At 74.5% G+C, this 14,251-nt stretch carries 16 protein-coding genes; 9 read left to right on the plus strand and 7 right to left on the minus strand.

Annotated elements, in window-relative coordinates; translation table 11 throughout:
- Positions 1–45: 45 nt before the first annotated feature.
- Complete coding sequence (locus BGP03_RS15095) at positions 46–897, minus strand: alpha/beta fold hydrolase (protein WP_296376139.1); 852 nt, start codon at positions 895–897, stop codon at positions 46–48.
- 92 nt (positions 898–989) lie between these two features.
- Between BGP03_RS15095 and BGP03_RS15100 the strand changes: the two genes are divergently transcribed.
- Positions 990–1,619, plus strand: coding sequence for a TetR family transcriptional regulator (locus BGP03_RS15100; protein WP_296376140.1), 630 nt, complete (start codon positions 990–992; stop codon positions 1,617–1,619).
- Between the two features lie 9 nt (positions 1,620–1,628).
- Positions 1,629–2,927 carry an NAD(P)/FAD-dependent oxidoreductase gene (locus BGP03_RS15105; RefSeq protein WP_296376141.1) on the plus strand — a complete coding sequence of 433 codons (1,299 nt, stop codon included), beginning with the start codon at positions 1,629–1,631 and terminating at the stop codon, positions 2,925–2,927.
- Here the strand turns inward: BGP03_RS15105 and BGP03_RS15110 are convergent.
- Entirely contained in the window at positions 2,918–4,141 is a 1,224-nt protein-coding gene (locus BGP03_RS15110) for an MFS transporter (RefSeq protein WP_298796435.1), read from the minus strand. The genes BGP03_RS15105 and BGP03_RS15110 overlap by 10 nt on opposite strands.
- A 59-nt stretch (positions 4,142–4,200) precedes the next feature.
- Between BGP03_RS15110 and BGP03_RS15115 the strand changes: the two genes are divergently transcribed.
- Positions 4,201–4,455 (plus strand): hypothetical protein, encoded by a 255-nt coding sequence (locus BGP03_RS15115; RefSeq protein WP_296376145.1) that lies wholly within the window; start codon positions 4,201–4,203, stop codon positions 4,453–4,455.
- Here the strand turns inward: BGP03_RS15115 and BGP03_RS15120 are convergent.
- Positions 4,430–5,110 carry a GNAT family N-acetyltransferase gene (locus BGP03_RS15120; RefSeq protein WP_296376147.1) on the minus strand — a complete coding sequence of 227 codons (681 nt, stop codon included), beginning with the start codon at positions 5,108–5,110 and terminating at the stop codon, positions 4,430–4,432. The genes BGP03_RS15115 and BGP03_RS15120 overlap by 26 nt on opposite strands.
- Before the next feature lie 49 nt (positions 5,111–5,159).
- Between BGP03_RS15120 and BGP03_RS15125 the strand changes: the two genes are divergently transcribed.
- Positions 5,160–5,909 carry a helical backbone metal receptor gene (locus tag BGP03_RS15125; RefSeq protein ID WP_298796437.1) on the plus strand — a complete coding sequence of 250 codons (750 nt, stop codon included), beginning with the start codon at positions 5,160–5,162 and terminating at the stop codon, positions 5,907–5,909.
- Positions 5,910–6,040: 131 nt separating this feature from the next.
- Complete coding sequence (locus BGP03_RS15130; RefSeq protein WP_298796439.1) at positions 6,041–6,637, plus strand: TRIC cation channel family protein; 597 nt, start codon at positions 6,041–6,043, stop codon at positions 6,635–6,637.
- Positions 6,638–6,659: 22 nt separating this feature from the next.
- On the opposite strand, the gene BGP03_RS15135 is transcribed toward BGP03_RS15130, so the two are convergent.
- The gene (locus BGP03_RS15135; protein WP_298796441.1) at positions 6,660–7,316 is read right to left on the minus strand and encodes an NAD(P)H-dependent oxidoreductase; all 657 of its coding nucleotides are present in this window, start codon (positions 7,314–7,316) and stop codon (positions 6,660–6,662) included.
- 104 nt (positions 7,317–7,420) lie between these two features.
- Between BGP03_RS15135 and BGP03_RS15140 the strand changes: the two genes are divergently transcribed.
- A complete protein-coding gene (locus tag BGP03_RS15140; protein ID WP_296376155.1) occupies positions 7,421–7,918 on the plus strand; it encodes a MarR family winged helix-turn-helix transcriptional regulator in 498 nt (165 codons plus the stop codon).
- Between the two features lie 24 nt (positions 7,919–7,942).
- Here the strand turns inward: BGP03_RS15140 and BGP03_RS15145 are convergent, their stop codons facing one another.
- Both BGP03_RS15145 and BGP03_RS15150 read right to left on the minus strand, forming a co-directional pair.
- Positions 7,943–9,775, minus strand: a complete 1,833-nt coding sequence (locus tag BGP03_RS15145; protein ID WP_296376157.1) for a putative nucleotidyltransferase substrate binding domain-containing protein — start codon at positions 9,773–9,775, stop codon at positions 7,943–7,945.
- A gap of 202 nt (positions 9,776–9,977) precedes the next feature.
- A complete protein-coding gene (locus BGP03_RS15150) occupies positions 9,978–10,118 on the minus strand; it encodes a hypothetical protein (protein WP_299736573.1) in 141 nt (46 codons plus the stop codon).
- 240 nt (positions 10,119–10,358) lie between these two features.
- Between BGP03_RS15150 and BGP03_RS15155 the strand changes: the two genes are divergently transcribed.
- Genes BGP03_RS15155 through BGP03_RS15165 form a run of 3 tightly spaced genes read left to right on the plus strand, consistent with a single transcriptional unit; the run spans position 10,359 to position 12,703 of the window.
- A complete protein-coding gene (locus tag BGP03_RS15155) occupies positions 10,359–10,481 on the plus strand; it encodes a hypothetical protein (protein ID WP_296376160.1) in 123 nt (40 codons plus the stop codon).
- Complete coding sequence (locus tag BGP03_RS15160) at positions 10,478–10,717, plus strand: hypothetical protein (RefSeq protein ID WP_296376162.1); 240 nt, start codon at positions 10,478–10,480, stop codon at positions 10,715–10,717. Before BGP03_RS15155 ends, BGP03_RS15160 begins: the two co-directional genes overlap by 4 nt.
- A 9-nt stretch (positions 10,718–10,726) precedes the next feature.
- Positions 10,727–12,703, plus strand: coding sequence for a serine/threonine-protein kinase (locus BGP03_RS15165; RefSeq protein WP_298796444.1), 1,977 nt, complete (start codon positions 10,727–10,729; stop codon positions 12,701–12,703).
- Here BGP03_RS15165 and BGP03_RS15170 read toward each other — a convergent pair.
- Positions 12,690–14,237 carry a GMC family oxidoreductase N-terminal domain-containing protein gene (locus tag BGP03_RS15170; RefSeq protein WP_296376168.1) on the minus strand — a complete coding sequence of 516 codons (1,548 nt, stop codon included), beginning with the start codon at positions 14,235–14,237 and terminating at the stop codon, positions 12,690–12,692. The genes BGP03_RS15165 and BGP03_RS15170 overlap by 14 nt on opposite strands.
- Positions 14,238–14,251: the final 14 nt, after the last annotated feature.

Genomic DNA, 14,251 nt, shown 5'->3' on the forward strand with positions numbered 1-14,251 from the left:
ATAGGTGACGCGGGGCCCCACAGGATGCCGCCGATCGGACCCTCCTCAGCCGGGCGAGCCCACCCCGCAGAGGAAGCGGCGGTTCGGTGTGGACTCCAGGCCTCCTGCCACCATGTTCCAGACGTTGGTGTCGTAGGCCTCGCCGATGTGCCCGACCGGGTCGAGCGGGCAGAAGTCCTGCACGTACTGGTTGACGACGCCGGGCTCGCGGACGAACGCCGTCTCCGTCGGGGTGACCAGCTCGTCGTAGCGCGAGGTGATCACCGTGTAGTCGACGTCGGGCCGGGCGATCGGGCCGTCGTTCAGCGTCGCGACCGCGGTGCCGCCGCTGCCGATCTGGCTGCAGGCCGGGCAGCCCACGGTCTTGAGCGCCTTGTCGACGGCGTCGCGCTCGGCCCGACCGAAGAGGTAGGCCAGGTTGTAGACGCCCGCGAAGGTGGTGCCGTGGGTGGGCGGGGCGATCGCCACCACCTTGCCGACCTGCACGTCCTGGGTCTTCGGCACGTAGAGCGACTGGAAGCCGCCCTCGGAGTGGCCGACCAGGTCGACCTTCGCCGCCCCCGTCCAGCCGCGCACCTTCGCGACGTAGGCGGCGATCTCCTGCGCCGACTCGTCGACGTCCCGCAGCCCGCCCACCAACGGGAACCCCTCGTATGCCCCGTAGGTGGACGCGAACGTGCAGTAGCCGCGGGCGGCGAGCCAGCCCTGCAGGACGTTGAGGTCCTCGTAGGAGGTGGCGCCCAGGCCGTGCAGCAGCACCACCGGGTCGGGGTGCTCCGCGCTCGGACGGCACGACGCGTCGTTGATGCCACCGGTCGGCGCCGCGGCGGCAGGCACCGCCATCACCGTCAGGAGCGCCGCGACGGCGGCCACCAGTCCGATCCACCGCACCCGCATGAGGTCTCCCCGACGACGACCAGCAGCGATACCGAACGGTATCGAGTACCGTTGAGTATCGGGATCGCGCGGAGAATGTCAAGATAGCGATCATGAGCAAGCCGATCCGCACCCGCCCCACCCGCTCCGAGACCCGGCGCCGGGTGCTGGACGCGGCGTTCGCGGTGTTCGGTGAGCGGGGCATCGCCGCGTCGTCGCTGGCCGAGGTGGCCCGCGAGGCGGGGCTCACCAAGGGCGCGGTCTACTCCAACTTCCGCGGCAAGGACGACCTCGTGCTCGCGCTCATGGAGGAGCACGCGATGCACCGCCTGTCCGGCGCGCTGGCCGGGATCACCCCGACCACCGACGTCGACGAGGCGCTGGCGACGGCCGCGACGGTGCTGGTGCGGAGCATGCACGACGGGGCGGCGTGGCACCGCCTGCTCGCGGAGTACTTCGCGCTGTCGCACCGCGACCCCGACCGGCGGGAAGGGCTGCGCCTGCGCCGCCGCGAGGCCCGCGACGCGGTGGCCCGGGCGCTGGTCCAGGTGGCCGAGACCACCGGCATCCGGCTCCCGCTCCCCGCTCCCGACCTCGCCGCCGTGCTGTTCGCGCTGAGCAACGGCATGGCGATGGAATCGGCCATCGACCCCGACGGCGTGCCCGACGACCTGCTCGGCCGCGTGCTGGCGCTGATGTTCGCCGGTTCCGCCGGGCGCGTGCCGCGGCCCCGTTCGGGGTAGAACGGGTCCATGGCGGACAGGGTGCTGGTGGTCGGTGGCGGGTTCGCGGGCATGTACGCCGTACGTCGGCTGGCCGGTTCGGGCGCGGAGATCACCCTGCTCGACCGCGGCACCAGCAACCTGTTCCAGCCGCTGCTCTACCAGTGCGCCACCGGCCTGCTGTCCGAGGGCCAGATCACGAGCCCGCTGCGCACCCTGCTGCGCCGCCACCGCGACGTCCGCGTGATGCTCGGCGAGGCGCACGGCCTGGATCCCGAGCGACGGGTGGTCACGGCCCGCCGACCCGACGCCACCACGTTCGACCTGCCCTACGACCACCTGGTCGTCGCGGCCGGGATGCGCCAGTCCTACTTCGGCCACCCCGAGTTCGCCCGGCACGCGCCCGGCATGAAGAGCATCGACGACGCGCTGACGATCCGCCGCCGGGTGCTCGGCGCGTTCGAGATGGCCGAGACGCTGCCCCGGGCCGAGGAGCGCCGCGAGTGGCTGACCTTCGCCGTCGCGGGCGCCGGACCCACGGGCGTCGAGCTGGCGGGGCAGATCCGCGAGCTGGCCCTGCGCACGATCGAGCGGGAGTTCCGCCGGATCGACCCGGCCGAGGCCCGCGTCCTGCTGTTCGACGGCGGCACGGCCGTGCTGAAGTCGTTCGGGCCCACCCTGTCGCGCCGGGCCCAGCAGACGCTGGCCGCGCTGGGCGTCGAGACCGTGCTCGGCGTGCGCGTCACCGACGTCGACGCGACGGGTCTGGTCACCACGGCGAAGGACGGCACCACCACCCGCTACGCCGCCCGCACGGTGCTGTGGACGGCCGGCGTCGAGGCCGCCCCGTTCCTCGCCACCGTCGCGACGGCCCTGGGGGCCACGCCGGACAAGCAGGGCCGCATCCCCGTGCAGCCGGACCTGACGGTGGCCGGACATCCGGAGATCCGCGTGGTCGGTGACGTGATGAGCCTGCGCGACCTGCCGGGCGTGGCCGAGGTGGCGATGCAGTCGGGCCACCACGCCGGTTCGGAGATCCGCCGCAGGATCGCCGACCCGGCCGCGTCCGGCACGCCGTTCCGCTACCGCGACCTGGGCAGTGCCGCCTACATCAGCCGCGGGCACGCCGTGCTGTCGGTGGGGCCGATCCGGCTGTCGGGCTTCGTGGGCTGGGTCGCCTGGGGCGCCATCCACATCGCGTTCCTGGCCGGGGTGCGCAACCGCTTCGCGACGCTCACGTCGTGGCTGCTCACACTCGGGTTCCGCCGTCGGGCCGAGCGGGCGCTGACCTACGGCGACCCGTCGACGGCCGACCAGCCCTACGGCTGAGGAGCCCGGATCCGCCGCAGGGTCAGGGCCAGCGTGAGCGCGCCGCCCAGCAGCAGCGTCACGAACCCGACCAGGCCGGTCCAGCCCGCGAGATCGAACGCGACCCCGCCCAGCGCACCGCCGACGCTGCTGCCCGCGTAGTAGCAGAACAGGTACAGCGACGACGCCTGCCCCGGCGCACCCCCGGGCAGCAGCGACGCCCGGCGCCCCACCCAGCTGCTGGCCACCGAGTGCGCGCCGAAGAACCCGACGGTGACGAGCAGCAGCCCGGCCACCACCGTCGGCAGCACGTCGGGAAGCGTCACCCAGCCCCCGACGATCGCCACCGCGACGGCGCCCCACATCACCTTCCGACGCCCGATCCGGTCGCCGAGCCGACCGGCCCCGGTGGACGCCCCGGTGCCGGCGACATAGCCGAGGAAGATCAGCCCGGTCAGCCAGCCCGGCAGGTCGAACGGGGCGGCGAGCAGCCGGAAGCCGAGGTAGTTGTAGACCGTCACGAACGAGCCCATGAGCAGGAAGGCGACGCCGAACAGGCACAGCAGGCCGGGGTCGCGCAGGTGGGTGCGCAGCGGCCGGCCCAGCTCGCGCAGCCGGACCTTCGGCGGCGTGGGGGCGAGGGTCGGCGGCAGCAGTGCGCGGAACGCCACCATGCAGCCCAGCGACAGCAGCCCGATCACGCCCAGCGCCACCCGCCAGCCGGCGACGTCGGACACGAACCCGGCGACGAGCCGTCCCGACAGCCCGCCGAGCGTGTTGCCCGCGATGAGCAGGCCGACCGCGCCGCCGAGCCAGCGCGGTGCGACCTCCGCCGTCACGTGGGCCATCGCGAGCGCGGGCAGGGCCGCGAGCGCGACGCCCTGCAGCGCCCGGATGCCGACGAGCGCCGCGAACGTCGGCGCGAACGGCGCGAGCAGCCCCAGCACCGCCGACGCCCCGAGCGCGACGGTCATCACCCGGCGCCGGCCCCACGACTCCGCGACGGCCGAGAGCGGCACGACGGCCAGCGCGAGCGTGCCGGTCGTGGCCGAGAGCACCAGGCTGGACGTGGACGACGACACACCGAACTGCGCGGCCAGCGTGGGCAGCAGCCCCTGCACGCAGTAGACCAGCACGAACGTGGCCAGCCCGGCGCACCACATCGCCACGCCGAGGCGCTTGTAGCCGGGGGTGCCCCGCTCGTGGAGAACCGGGGCCGGAAGAGTCGTTGCCATTGCTGACGACCGTACGAGCCGTGATCGGATGCGTCCAATGCATGTCCGCAGGAGACAGGATGCAGACACGCATGAGACGGCGGCGGCGCCCGCCACTCGGCACCGATGCCGAGTCCTGCACGGCCGCGTCGGGCCGGCGCATCGCCGTGGCGCCGGCGGAGGCCGCCGGAGAGCCGTTCGTGCGCTCCCTGCCCGGCTACGGGCTCCGCGGCACCGTCGACGCGCGCGACCGCCCGCTCACCGCGCCCGCGCGGGCCCTGCTGGAGTCCGTCCGGGGCCGTGAGCGGCTCAGGCCGGCGTCGTCAGCCCCATGAAGGTCAGGTTCTGGCGCAGCGTGAAGCCCAGGTGCTCGTAGAGCCGGATCGCCGGGACGTTGTCCGCCGAGGCGTGCAGCATCGGGATGTCCCCGCGCTCGCGCACGACGGCGCCGACCGCCCGCACCAGCCGTCCGCCGAACCCGTGGCCCCGGAAGGCGGGGTCGGTGCAGACCGCGCTGATCTCCGTCCAGCCCGGCGGGTGCATCCGCTCCCCCGCCATCGACACCAGCGCGCCGTCACGGCGGATGCCCAGGTAGGTGCCGGTGAGGCGGGTGCGTTCCAGGAACGGGCCGGGCCGGGTGCGGGCCACGAGGTCGAGCATCTCGGGCACGTCGGCCGCACCGAGGACGACGGCCTCGGGATCGGGCGCCACCACCATCGCGGAGCCGTCCATCTGGACGCCCGGCAGCGACATCCCGACCGTCCAGCCCTCCGGCGGCGTGCGCAGCGGACCCGCGATGACCACGGTCTCCCCCGGCCCGGCCAGCGCCGCGAGATCGGCCCAGTCCTGCGGCTCGGGCTCCAGCGGCAGCGCGGCGAAGGGGGCGACGTCGGGCAGGTAGCGCGCGGCGCGGCCCTTGCGCTCGGCGAGCGTCTCGTGGGGGCCGGTCAACGAGGTCCAGGCCGGGTTGTCGAGGGGATGTCCGGGCACGGGTGGAGATAACCACACCGGGTTACCGTGGGCGCATGGTGATCGCTTCATGACCGTCGACGACGAGGGCCGTTCCGTGCCCGTGCCCACCGAGGTCCGCCGGGTCGTGAGCATCGTCCCGTCGCTGACCGAGGCGGTGGCGGCCACCGCGCCCGGACTGCTGGTGGGCGCCACCGACTGGTGCACCCACCCCGCCGACCTCGACGTCCCGCGCATCCGCGGCACCAAGAACCCCGATGTCGACGCGATCGTCGCCCTGCGGCCGGACCTCGTGGTGGCCAACCAGGAGGAGAACCGCGTCGGTGACCTCGACGCGCTGCGCGCCGCGGGTGTCGCCGTGTACGTCACCGACATCCGCACCCTCGACGGCGCGTTCGGCTCGCTGGACCGCATGCTCGCCGCGTGCGGGCTGGCCCGGCCCGGGTGGCTCGACGACGCGGAGAAGGCCTGGTCCGCCGTACCCGAGCCCGCCGAACGGCGCCGGGCCGTGATCCCGATCTGGCGGAAGCCCTGGATGGCGGTCGGCAGCGACACGTTCACCGGCGCGGTGCTCGCGCGGCTGGGTGTGGACAACGTGCTGGACGCGAGCGAGGAGCGCTACCCGAGGTTCGACCCGGCCGGACTACCCCCCGTCGACCTCGCGGTGCTGCCCGACGAGCCCTACCTCTTCACCGCCGACGACGGGCCCGAGGCGTTCCCCGGTGTGCCGTCGGCGCTGGTCAGCGGCCGGCTGCTCACCTGGTACGGCCCGAGCCTCGCCGAGGCCGCCCGCGATCTCCCCGCCTCCCTGGCCGGGTAGCCGACCGCCTCCACGTCGCTGTGCCCCATGCCGGCTCGTAGCACTGCCTCCAGATCGAGGGCTCGTGCGCGGTCACCCTGATCCCCACCTCACCATCACCGCGATCCGGGCGCACGCCCTACCGTGACGGCATGCTCGCGGTGCTCGACCTCATCGGTGTGGCCGTCTTCGCCGCGTCCGGGGCGCTCGCGGCGGTGCACGCGCGCCTCGACGTGTTCGGGGTGGTGGTGCTCGCCGCCGTCACCGCGCTGGGTGGGGGCATCGTGCGCGACCTGCTGCTCGGCATCACCCCGCCGAGCACCCTGCGCCAGTGGCCCTACCTGCTGGTTCCCGCCGTGGTGGCGCTGCTGGTGTTCCGCTGGCACCCCGCCGTGGCCCGGCTGCGCCTGGGCGTCCAGCTGGCCGACGCGCTCGGTCTCGCGCTGTTCGTGACCACCGGCACGACGGTGGCGCTGTCCACCGGCGCGCCCGCGATCACCGCCGCGCTGGTCGGCGTGATCACGGGCGTCGGCGGTGGAGTGCTCCGTGACCTCCTGCTCAACGAGATCCCGACGGTGCTGCGCCGCGACATCTACGCGATCGCCGCGGCCGGCGGGGCGGTCGTGGTGGTGGCGGGCGACCGGCTGGGCCTGCCACAGGTCCCGGTCGCCCTGGCGGGTGCGGTGCTGGTGGCGGCGGTCCGGGTGCTGGCGCTGTGGCGCCGGTGGAACGCCCCGATGCCGCGGTGATCCCCGCGGGGTGATCCCCGCGTCAGGCTGCCGCGGCCGCGACCAGCTCGGCGTGGGCCCGGCCGGTCTCGGCCGCCTTCTCGTGGGCGTTCGCGAGGTTGGTGGCGGCCAGGTCGCGCAGGTCGGCCATCGCCGGGTTCACGTCGGCCAGCGTCAGCTCCGCCTCGACCAGGGTCACGTCGGTGCCGAAGACGTCCCGGAAGATCTGCAGCAGGTACGGGGTGGCGTGGTCCCAGCCCGCGCGCGGGGTGCCGGCGCCGTAGCCGCCACCCCGCGCGAGCACGAGCGTCAGCGGGCGACCGGCCAGCGGCGTGGTGCCGGGGCTGAACCGCGGGTCAGTGATCAGCAGGTCGATCCAGGTCTTGAGGTGCTGGGAGAGGCCGAAGTTGTACAGCGGCGCGCCGATCACGGCGGCGTCGGCGCCAATGAGCTCGTCGGCGAGCGTCGCGGCGAGGGCCTGCGCGGAGCGCTGCTGCTCGCTGCGCTGGTCCTCGGGGGTGTAGCCGGCCGTGGCGGCCACGGGCCAGACGTCGGCCGGCAGCGGCGACGCGCCGAGGTCGCGGCGGACGACGGTGTCGCCCGGGTGCTTCCCGAGCCAGGAGGAGACCAGGGTGTCGGCGACCTGACGGGTCACCGAGCCCTCGGTGCGGATGCTGCTGTCGAGACGGAAGAGGGTCATCGGGATCTCCTGGGGGGGTGTGCGGGTACCTAGATGTTCTGTGAAGCAGACGATCGTGTCAACAGATCGTATGCCAGATCGCATTCCACGGGTAGGCTGGGACCGTGAGCACCCCCACCGGCGTCGAGAACGACCTCGGCTGGGCGCTGGGCCAGGTCATGCGGGCCCATCTGCGCACCGCCCAGGAGGTGGTGGGCGAGCTGCCCGGCGGCCCCCGCGGCTACCAGGTGCTCGCGGTCGCGGGCCGGGGCGAGCCCAGCAGCCAGCTCGCGCTCGCGCAGAAGCTCGGCGTCGACCGCACGGTCATGACCTACCTCCTCGACGACCTGGAGACCGCCGGCCTCATCGAGCGGCGCCCCGATCCGGCCGACCGCCGCGCCCGCCGCGTGGTGCTCACCGAGGCCGGGCAGGCCCGCCTGTGCGAGCTGGAGCGCCGCTTCCGTTCCGCCGAGCAGCACCTGCTCGACCCCCTCGACGAGGGCGAGCGCACGGTGCTGCGCGACCTCCTGCAACGCCTCGCCACGCACACCGGCCTGCCCGCGGCCGGCGCGTGCCAGGTGGCCGAGGAACTGGCGTCGGCGGACCGCCCGCTCCGCCCCTGACCCGCAGCCCCCACCCGGGGTGCGTCAGCGGACGCCGACGTCCAGCTCGCCGGTGATGCGACGCTGTACGGCCGCCACCGCCCGGAACGCCTCCCGCAGCGACGCCCTGGTCACCGGGGAGAGATCCCGGGGGCGCACCAGGTCGTCGGGTTCCGCGCCGGCGCGCAGCTGCTCGACCTGGTGGTCCAGCCGCAGCGCCAGGACGAGGTGGAACGCCTCCTCCAGCGTGGCCGCCGCGCCCGCGTCGAGCACCCCGTCGGCCGCGGCCGCGCGCAGCCGGGCGGGGGTGGACGCGCTGGTCACACCGGCCGTCATCCCCGCCCAGCGGGCGAGGTCGACGACCGGGACGAGACCCCCGCGCTTCAGGTCCAGCGTGCCGCGACGGGCGCCGGAGTGCTCCACCACGAAGTCGCGCAGGAACCCCGTGGGCGGGCGGTGGGCCAGCGCATAGCGGGCGAGCAGCCGCAGCATCTCGGGATGGCGCCGCGCGTCGCGGAAGACGTCGGGCACCGGCAGGCTGGACCGGATCCCCCACACCGGACGCGCGTCCACCACCAGCGAGACGAGGATCGGCGCCTTCTCCTGCAACGGGTCGCGCAACCAGCTCCGGGCAGCGGCCGCCCACGCCTCGTAGGAGCGGCGGAACAACGGGTTGGTGGCCACGGCGCCGTTGGTGTCGGCCCGGTAGCCGGCCGCGGCGAGGCCCGCGAGCACCCGCTCGGCGAACGTGCGGCCGTAGGCGGCGGCCCCGGCGTCACCCTCGGGCCCGGCCCACACCAGCGCACTGTCCACATCGGATGACGGCACGGCCTCGCGGCGGGCCAGGCTGCCCAGCGCCAGCCACGTCAGCGGACGGGGCGGCGGGCCCAGCTCCGCGACGGCCAGCTCGGCGAGGCGGCGGGTGACGGCGTCGGCCACCACCGCGGTGATCCCGGCGACGTCCGCGGCGGCGACCCGGGCGTCGTGCAGGGCGATCACCGTGGGCGTCAGCTCGGCGGCGGCCCGGGTCACCTCGTCGACCGAGCCGGCCCGCGCGATGGCCGCCCGCAGCCCGAAGCTGCCGCGGGTGGTGGCCGCGACGACGTCGACGTCCTCGAGCACGCCCAGCACCTCGCCGTTCGCGGCGAGCACCGGGGCGTGGCGGATGCCGCGGTCGAGCATGTCGAGCAGCACCTCGCCGCCGAGGCGGTCGGCGGCGGCGGTCCAGGCGGGGGCGCTCATCGCGTCGCGGACCGGAGCCGCGGTGTCGGTGGCGTCCGCGATCACCACCCGCAGGTCCCGGTCGGTGAGGATCCCGACGCGGCCCGGCCCCAGGGGCACCACCACGGCGGACGCCCCGCAGGCCGTCATGCGCTGGGCGGCCTCGCGGATCGGGGTGTCCGGCGTGGCGGTGCACAGCGGGGCGCGCAGCAGGTCGCCCACCGCGCGCTGCGTCGGGTCCGGGCCGACGTGCGGGGTCGGGGCCAGCAGCGTCGGCGCGAGCAGCGACCGGGCGACGTAGCGCAGCCCCTCCGGCCGTCCCAGCAGCGGGCGGACGGCGTCGGCGGGCAGCCGTAGGCACCGGGTGGCCCCGCGCGCGACGGCCGTGAAGCCCAGCGGCAGCCCGGCCAGCATCGCCGCGTGGCCGAACAGCTCACCGGGCCCGAGCAGGTCGAGCACCCGCGAGCCCAGCACCAGCTCGACCAGACCGCCCTCGACGATGCGGACGTGTTCCGGCGGGCGCTCCCCCGGCGCGAGGACCGTGGCGCCGGAGCGGTACTCCTCGGGCTCCGCCACCGCGGCGAGGGCGGCGAGCTCGGCGTCGTCGAGCGCGTCGAAGGGCGGATGCGCCCTCAGGAACGCCGACGCACCGCCCACGGGCCCATCCTTCCCGATACCTACGGCGGGTGGCGATGCGGTGGCCCTGCCCGCCGTCGTCGCCCTGCCGCCGCGCCCGAGGTGCTGGTCCTCACCGACGGGGCACCGGTGCGCGCCGCCGCCCTGGCCACGGCGACCGCGTCCGGAGCGCGCACGGCCACCGTCCCCCGCGCCGACCCGCGCAACGCCCCGGCACGGCGCTCTACGGCACCCCCGGCAGCGCCGCCCTGAGCGTGCTCGGCGAGCAGGACCTCCCGGCGTCGGCGGCCCGGGCGAAGCAGCTCGCCGCGCAATACCAGCCGTTGGTGAGGGAGACCGTCGTCCCGGCGCTCGAGCTGATCACGACGGTCGCCGGCGCCACCCCGGGCGCCGACGGCGACTACTCCTCGGAGCTCTCCCCCGCCGCCGTCCGCCCGTGGGTGGACGCGGCGAAGGCCGCCGGCGTCTACGTCGTGCTGACCTGCAGCCCGGCCGCGCCGACTTCCTCACCCAGGCGTAGCGCTACGCCGACCTGCTGGCCGAGCCGAACGTCGGTCTGGCCCTGGACCCGGAGAGGCGGCTGGGCCCGAACGAGGTGCACCGCGTGCAGATCGGCTCGGTGGGCGTCGACGAGGTGAACCGCGCGGTCACGTGGCTCGCCGACCTCACGCGCGACAAGGCACTGCCGCAGAAGCTCCTGATGCTGCACCGGTTCGGCTCACGATGATCAAGGACAGGGCCCGGCTGGACACCTCCCGCGACGAGCTGGCCGTGGTGATCCACTCCGACGGTTTCGGCACCCCGTCGGAGAAGACGGCCACCTGGAACGCCCTGCACGGCGCCGCACCGGCGAACATCCGCTGGAGCTGGAAGAACTTCATCGACGAGGACAAGCCGACGTTCACGCCCGCCCAGACGGTGCCGATCCCACCGACGCCACCGGTGTTCGTCAGCTACCAGTAGGTTCTACCCGTGGAGACCTTCGGGCCCTACCAGCTGTTGGAGCGGCTCGGGCGTGGCGGGATGGGCGAGGTCTTCCGCGCGCACGACACGGTGCGTGACCGTCTCGTCGCGCTCAAGCGCCTCATCCCGGACCTCGCCGACGACCCGGCGTTCGAGGCGCGGTTCCGCCGCGAGTCTGCGCTGGTCGCGAAGCTGAACGAGCCGCACATCATCCCGATCCACGACTTCGGCACCATCGACGGCCGGCTCTACCTCGACATGCGTCTCGTCGAGGGCGACGACCTGGGCGACCTCCTCCGGCGGGACGGCCCGCTGACGCCCGAACGGGCCGTCGACGTGATCACGCAGCTCGCGAGCGCCCTCGACGCCGCCCACGCCGACGGCCTGGTGCACCGCGACGTCAAGCCCTCGAACGCGCTGGTCACTGCGGGTGGGTTCGTCTACCTCGTGGACTTCGGCATCGCCCGCTCCATCACCGGCGACACGTCGCTGACGGCCACCGGTTCCACGGTCGGGACGCTGCACTACATGGCCCCCGAGCGGTTCGACGGCCGGCGGATCGACGGCCGCGCCGACGTCTACGCGCTGGCCTGCGTGCTGCACGAGGCCCTGACCGGGAGCAGGCCCTTCCCCGCCACAGGCCAGCTGGCCGTGATGGGCGCGCACCTGACGAGGGACCCACCACGCCCGTCCGAGCTGCGCGAGGGCATCCCGGGGAGCCTGGACGCGGTGGTGGCGCGCGGGATGGCGAAGGACCCCGACGCCCGCTACCCCACGGCCGGCGCCCTGGCGGCGGCGGCGCGGACGGCCCTGACCGCACCCCCGCGAGTCGGGGCCTCCGTGCCCGCGAGTCGGGGCCTCCGTGCGAACGGGTCGGGGGATTCGCGCGCACCGGGAGTCCCGTGGCTGCCCACGCCGGCCCCGGGCGGGACCGGTGCGGGGAACCGGCGGAGGTGGCTCGTCGCCGCGGGTGTGGGCGCGGGTGTCGTGGCCGCCGCGATCGTGGGGGCGGTGACGCTGAGCGGCGGCGCCTCCGGCGCGGGGCTCGGACCGGTCGTCGACACCTCGTCGTTGCCGGCCCCCACCACCGCCCGCCCCGCTCCCACCACGACCTCGGCGCCCGCGGCGATCGGCCCGTTGGCCACCGTCACCGCCCGGACGCTGGCGATCAGCCGGGACGGCCGCACCGCCCTCGCCGTCGGGGAGGCCGACACCGACATCCTCGACGTCACGACGGGCGCGGTCCGCGCGACGGTGCCGGTCGGCGGCGCGTTCGTGCGGCCGGTCGTCGGCACGGCCGCCTTCTCCCCCGGCGGCACGCGCGCCTACGTCGTCGACCAGGACGGCGGCCTGCACGTCATCGACGTCACCGCCGGTCGTGAGGTGGGCTCGGTGAGCGTCGGCAACTCGGGGGGCGGCATCGCCGTCAGCGCGGACGGCACGCGCGGCTACGTCACGACGTCGTCCACCGTCGCGGTGGTGGACCTGGCCGGGCCCACCGTGGCGAGCCGCATCGACGTCGGCAACGCCCCCGTCTCCGACGCCCTGGCCGCCGACGGCACGACGCTCTTCGTCTCCTGGTACGAGCTGCAGCAGACGGGTGCCGGGAAACTGCTGGTGGTGGACCCGGTCGCGGGCCGGGTCACGGCGGAGATCGCGGTCGGCGACTACGCGCGCGACGTCGCCGTCGCCGGGTCACGGGTCCTTGTCACGGCCCGGAACGACCTGTCGGTGGTGGACCCCGTCGTCGGCACCTCCCGGTTCGTGGCCGGCGTCGTCCCGCTCGGGATCGCCGCGTCGTCCGACGGGACCCGCGCCTACGCCCCCGTCGACGGCGGCCTGGCCGTGATCGACCCGGCCTCCGCGACGGTGCGCACGGTCCTGCCCGTGACCGACCCGACCGGTCCCGTCGCCGTGATCGGGGACGGCCGGGTGCTGGTCGGCACCGCCACCGGGGTGACGGTGCTGGACGTCAGCCGCGAATGAGGTCCGAGGCCTTCTCCCCGATCATCATGCAGGTGATGTTGGGGTTGATCGCCGGCAGGAACGGCAGGATCGACGCGTCGGCGATCCGCAGCCCCTCCACCCCGCGCACGCGCAGCTGGGGGTCCACGACGGCCATCGGGTCGGAGCCCGGTCCCATCTTCGCCGTGCACGCCGGGTGGTAGACGGTGTTGTGGGTCTTGGTGATGTAGTCGACGAGGTCGTCGTCGGTCACCGCGTCCGGGCCCGGCGTCAGCTCCCGGGTGATCCACTCCTTGAGCGCGGGCTGCTCCGCGATCCGCCGCGCGAGCTTCACGCCGTGCAGCATGACGGCCATGTCGTGGCCCTCGGGGTCGGTGAAGTACCGCGGGTCGACCTTCGCCCGGTCGCGGAAGTCCAGCGAGCGCAGCCGCACCGTGCCCCGCGACCGTCCGCGTGTGACGTTGGGCGTGAGGCAGAAGCCGTTGTCGGTGGTCGGGTAGCCCCAGCGCACCGTGTTGAGGTCGAACGGCACCGAGCCGTAGTGCATCATCAGGTCCGGCCGGTCCAGCCCCTCCTCGGTGCGCGCGAACAGCCCGATCTCCCACCACTGCGTGGAGGTCGTGACCATCGGCTTGGCGGCCTCCCACATCACGAGGCCCTCGACGTGGTCGTCGAGGTTGGCGCCGACGCCGGGCGAGTCCACCAGCACGTCGAGGCCCATCTCGCGCAGGTGCGCGGACGGGCCGATCCCCGACAGCATCAGCAGCTTCGGGGTGTCGATCGCGCCGGTGGAGAGGATCACCTCGCGGCGGGCGTTCACCACCTGGCGGCCGGGGCCGATGTCCTGCTGGTACTCGACGCCGGTGGCCTTCCTCCCCACGAACAGGACCTTCGACGCCCACGCGCCCGTCCGGACCTCCAGGTTGGGCCGCGTGCCCATGATCGGGTGCAGGTACGCGTGCGACGACGACATGCGGGTGTTGTCGGCCGCGGCGTTGATCTGGAAGAACCCGGCGCCCTCGGTGACGGTGTGGCCCTCGTTGAACCGGACGGTGGGCAGCCCCACCGCCGCGGCCGCCTCGAGCACCGCCACCCCGCACGGGTCGTCCGGCGGGATCTGGCGCAGGTTGACCGGGCCGGAGCGGCCGTGGCCGTCCCACTCCCCGTCGTTGGTCTCCAGCCGCTTGATCAGCGGCCAGCACTCGTCGGCGCTCCAGCCGGTGCAGCCTCCTGCGGCCCACTCGTCGAGGTCCTCGCGCGGCGTCCAGAAGGCGATGCACGAGTTGTGCGACGAGCAGCCGCCGAGCACCTTCGCGCGCGCATGGCGCAGGAAGGAGTTGCCGTGCTGCTGTGGCTCGACGAGGTAGTCCCAGTCGTAGCCGGAGTCGAGCAGCCCCATCCAGTCCTCGAGCCGCAGGATCGCCGGATCGTCCACATCGGACGGCCCGGCCTCCAGCAGGCAGACGGTGACGGCGGGGTCCTCGGACAGCCGGGCGGCGAGCGCACAGCCCGACGACCCGCCGCCGACGACGACGTAGTCGAACGTGTCGCTCATGCTGTCTGCGGAGC

The organism is Pseudonocardia sp. 73-21 (genome assembly GCF_001899645.1).
Classification (GTDB): domain Bacteria; phylum Actinomycetota; class Actinomycetes; order Mycobacteriales; family Pseudonocardiaceae; genus Pseudonocardia.

Excerpts from the sequence above, each read along its gene's own strand:
- BGP03_RS15095 (WP_296376139.1), bottom strand. The coding sequence starts at position 897 with ATGCGGGTGCGGTGGATCGGACTGGTGGCCGCCGTCGCGGCGCTCCTG.
- BGP03_RS15100 (WP_296376140.1), top strand. The coding sequence starts at position 990 with ATGAGCAAGCCGATCCGCACCCGCCCCACCCGCTCCGAGACCCGGCGC.
- BGP03_RS15105 (WP_296376141.1), top strand. The coding sequence starts at position 1,629 with ATGGCGGACAGGGTGCTGGTGGTCGGTGGCGGGTTCGCGGGCATGTAC.
- BGP03_RS15110 (WP_298796435.1), bottom strand. The coding sequence starts at position 4,141 with ATGGCAACGACTCTTCCGGCCCCGGTTCTCCACGAGCGGGGCACCCCC.
- BGP03_RS15115 (WP_296376145.1), top strand. The coding sequence starts at position 4,201 with ATGCAGACACGCATGAGACGGCGGCGGCGCCCGCCACTCGGCACCGAT.
- BGP03_RS15125 (WP_298796437.1), top strand. The coding sequence starts at position 5,160 with ATGACCGTCGACGACGAGGGCCGTTCCGTGCCCGTGCCCACCGAGGTC.
- BGP03_RS15130 (WP_298796439.1), top strand. The coding sequence starts at position 6,041 with ATGCTCGCGGTGCTCGACCTCATCGGTGTGGCCGTCTTCGCCGCGTCC.
- BGP03_RS15135 (WP_298796441.1), bottom strand. The coding sequence starts at position 7,316 with ATGACCCTCTTCCGTCTCGACAGCAGCATCCGCACCGAGGGCTCGGTG.
- BGP03_RS15160 (WP_296376162.1), top strand. The coding sequence starts at position 10,478 with ATGATCAAGGACAGGGCCCGGCTGGACACCTCCCGCGACGAGCTGGCC.
- BGP03_RS15170 (WP_296376168.1), bottom strand. The coding sequence starts at position 14,237 with ATGAGCGACACGTTCGACTACGTCGTCGTCGGCGGCGGGTCGTCGGGC.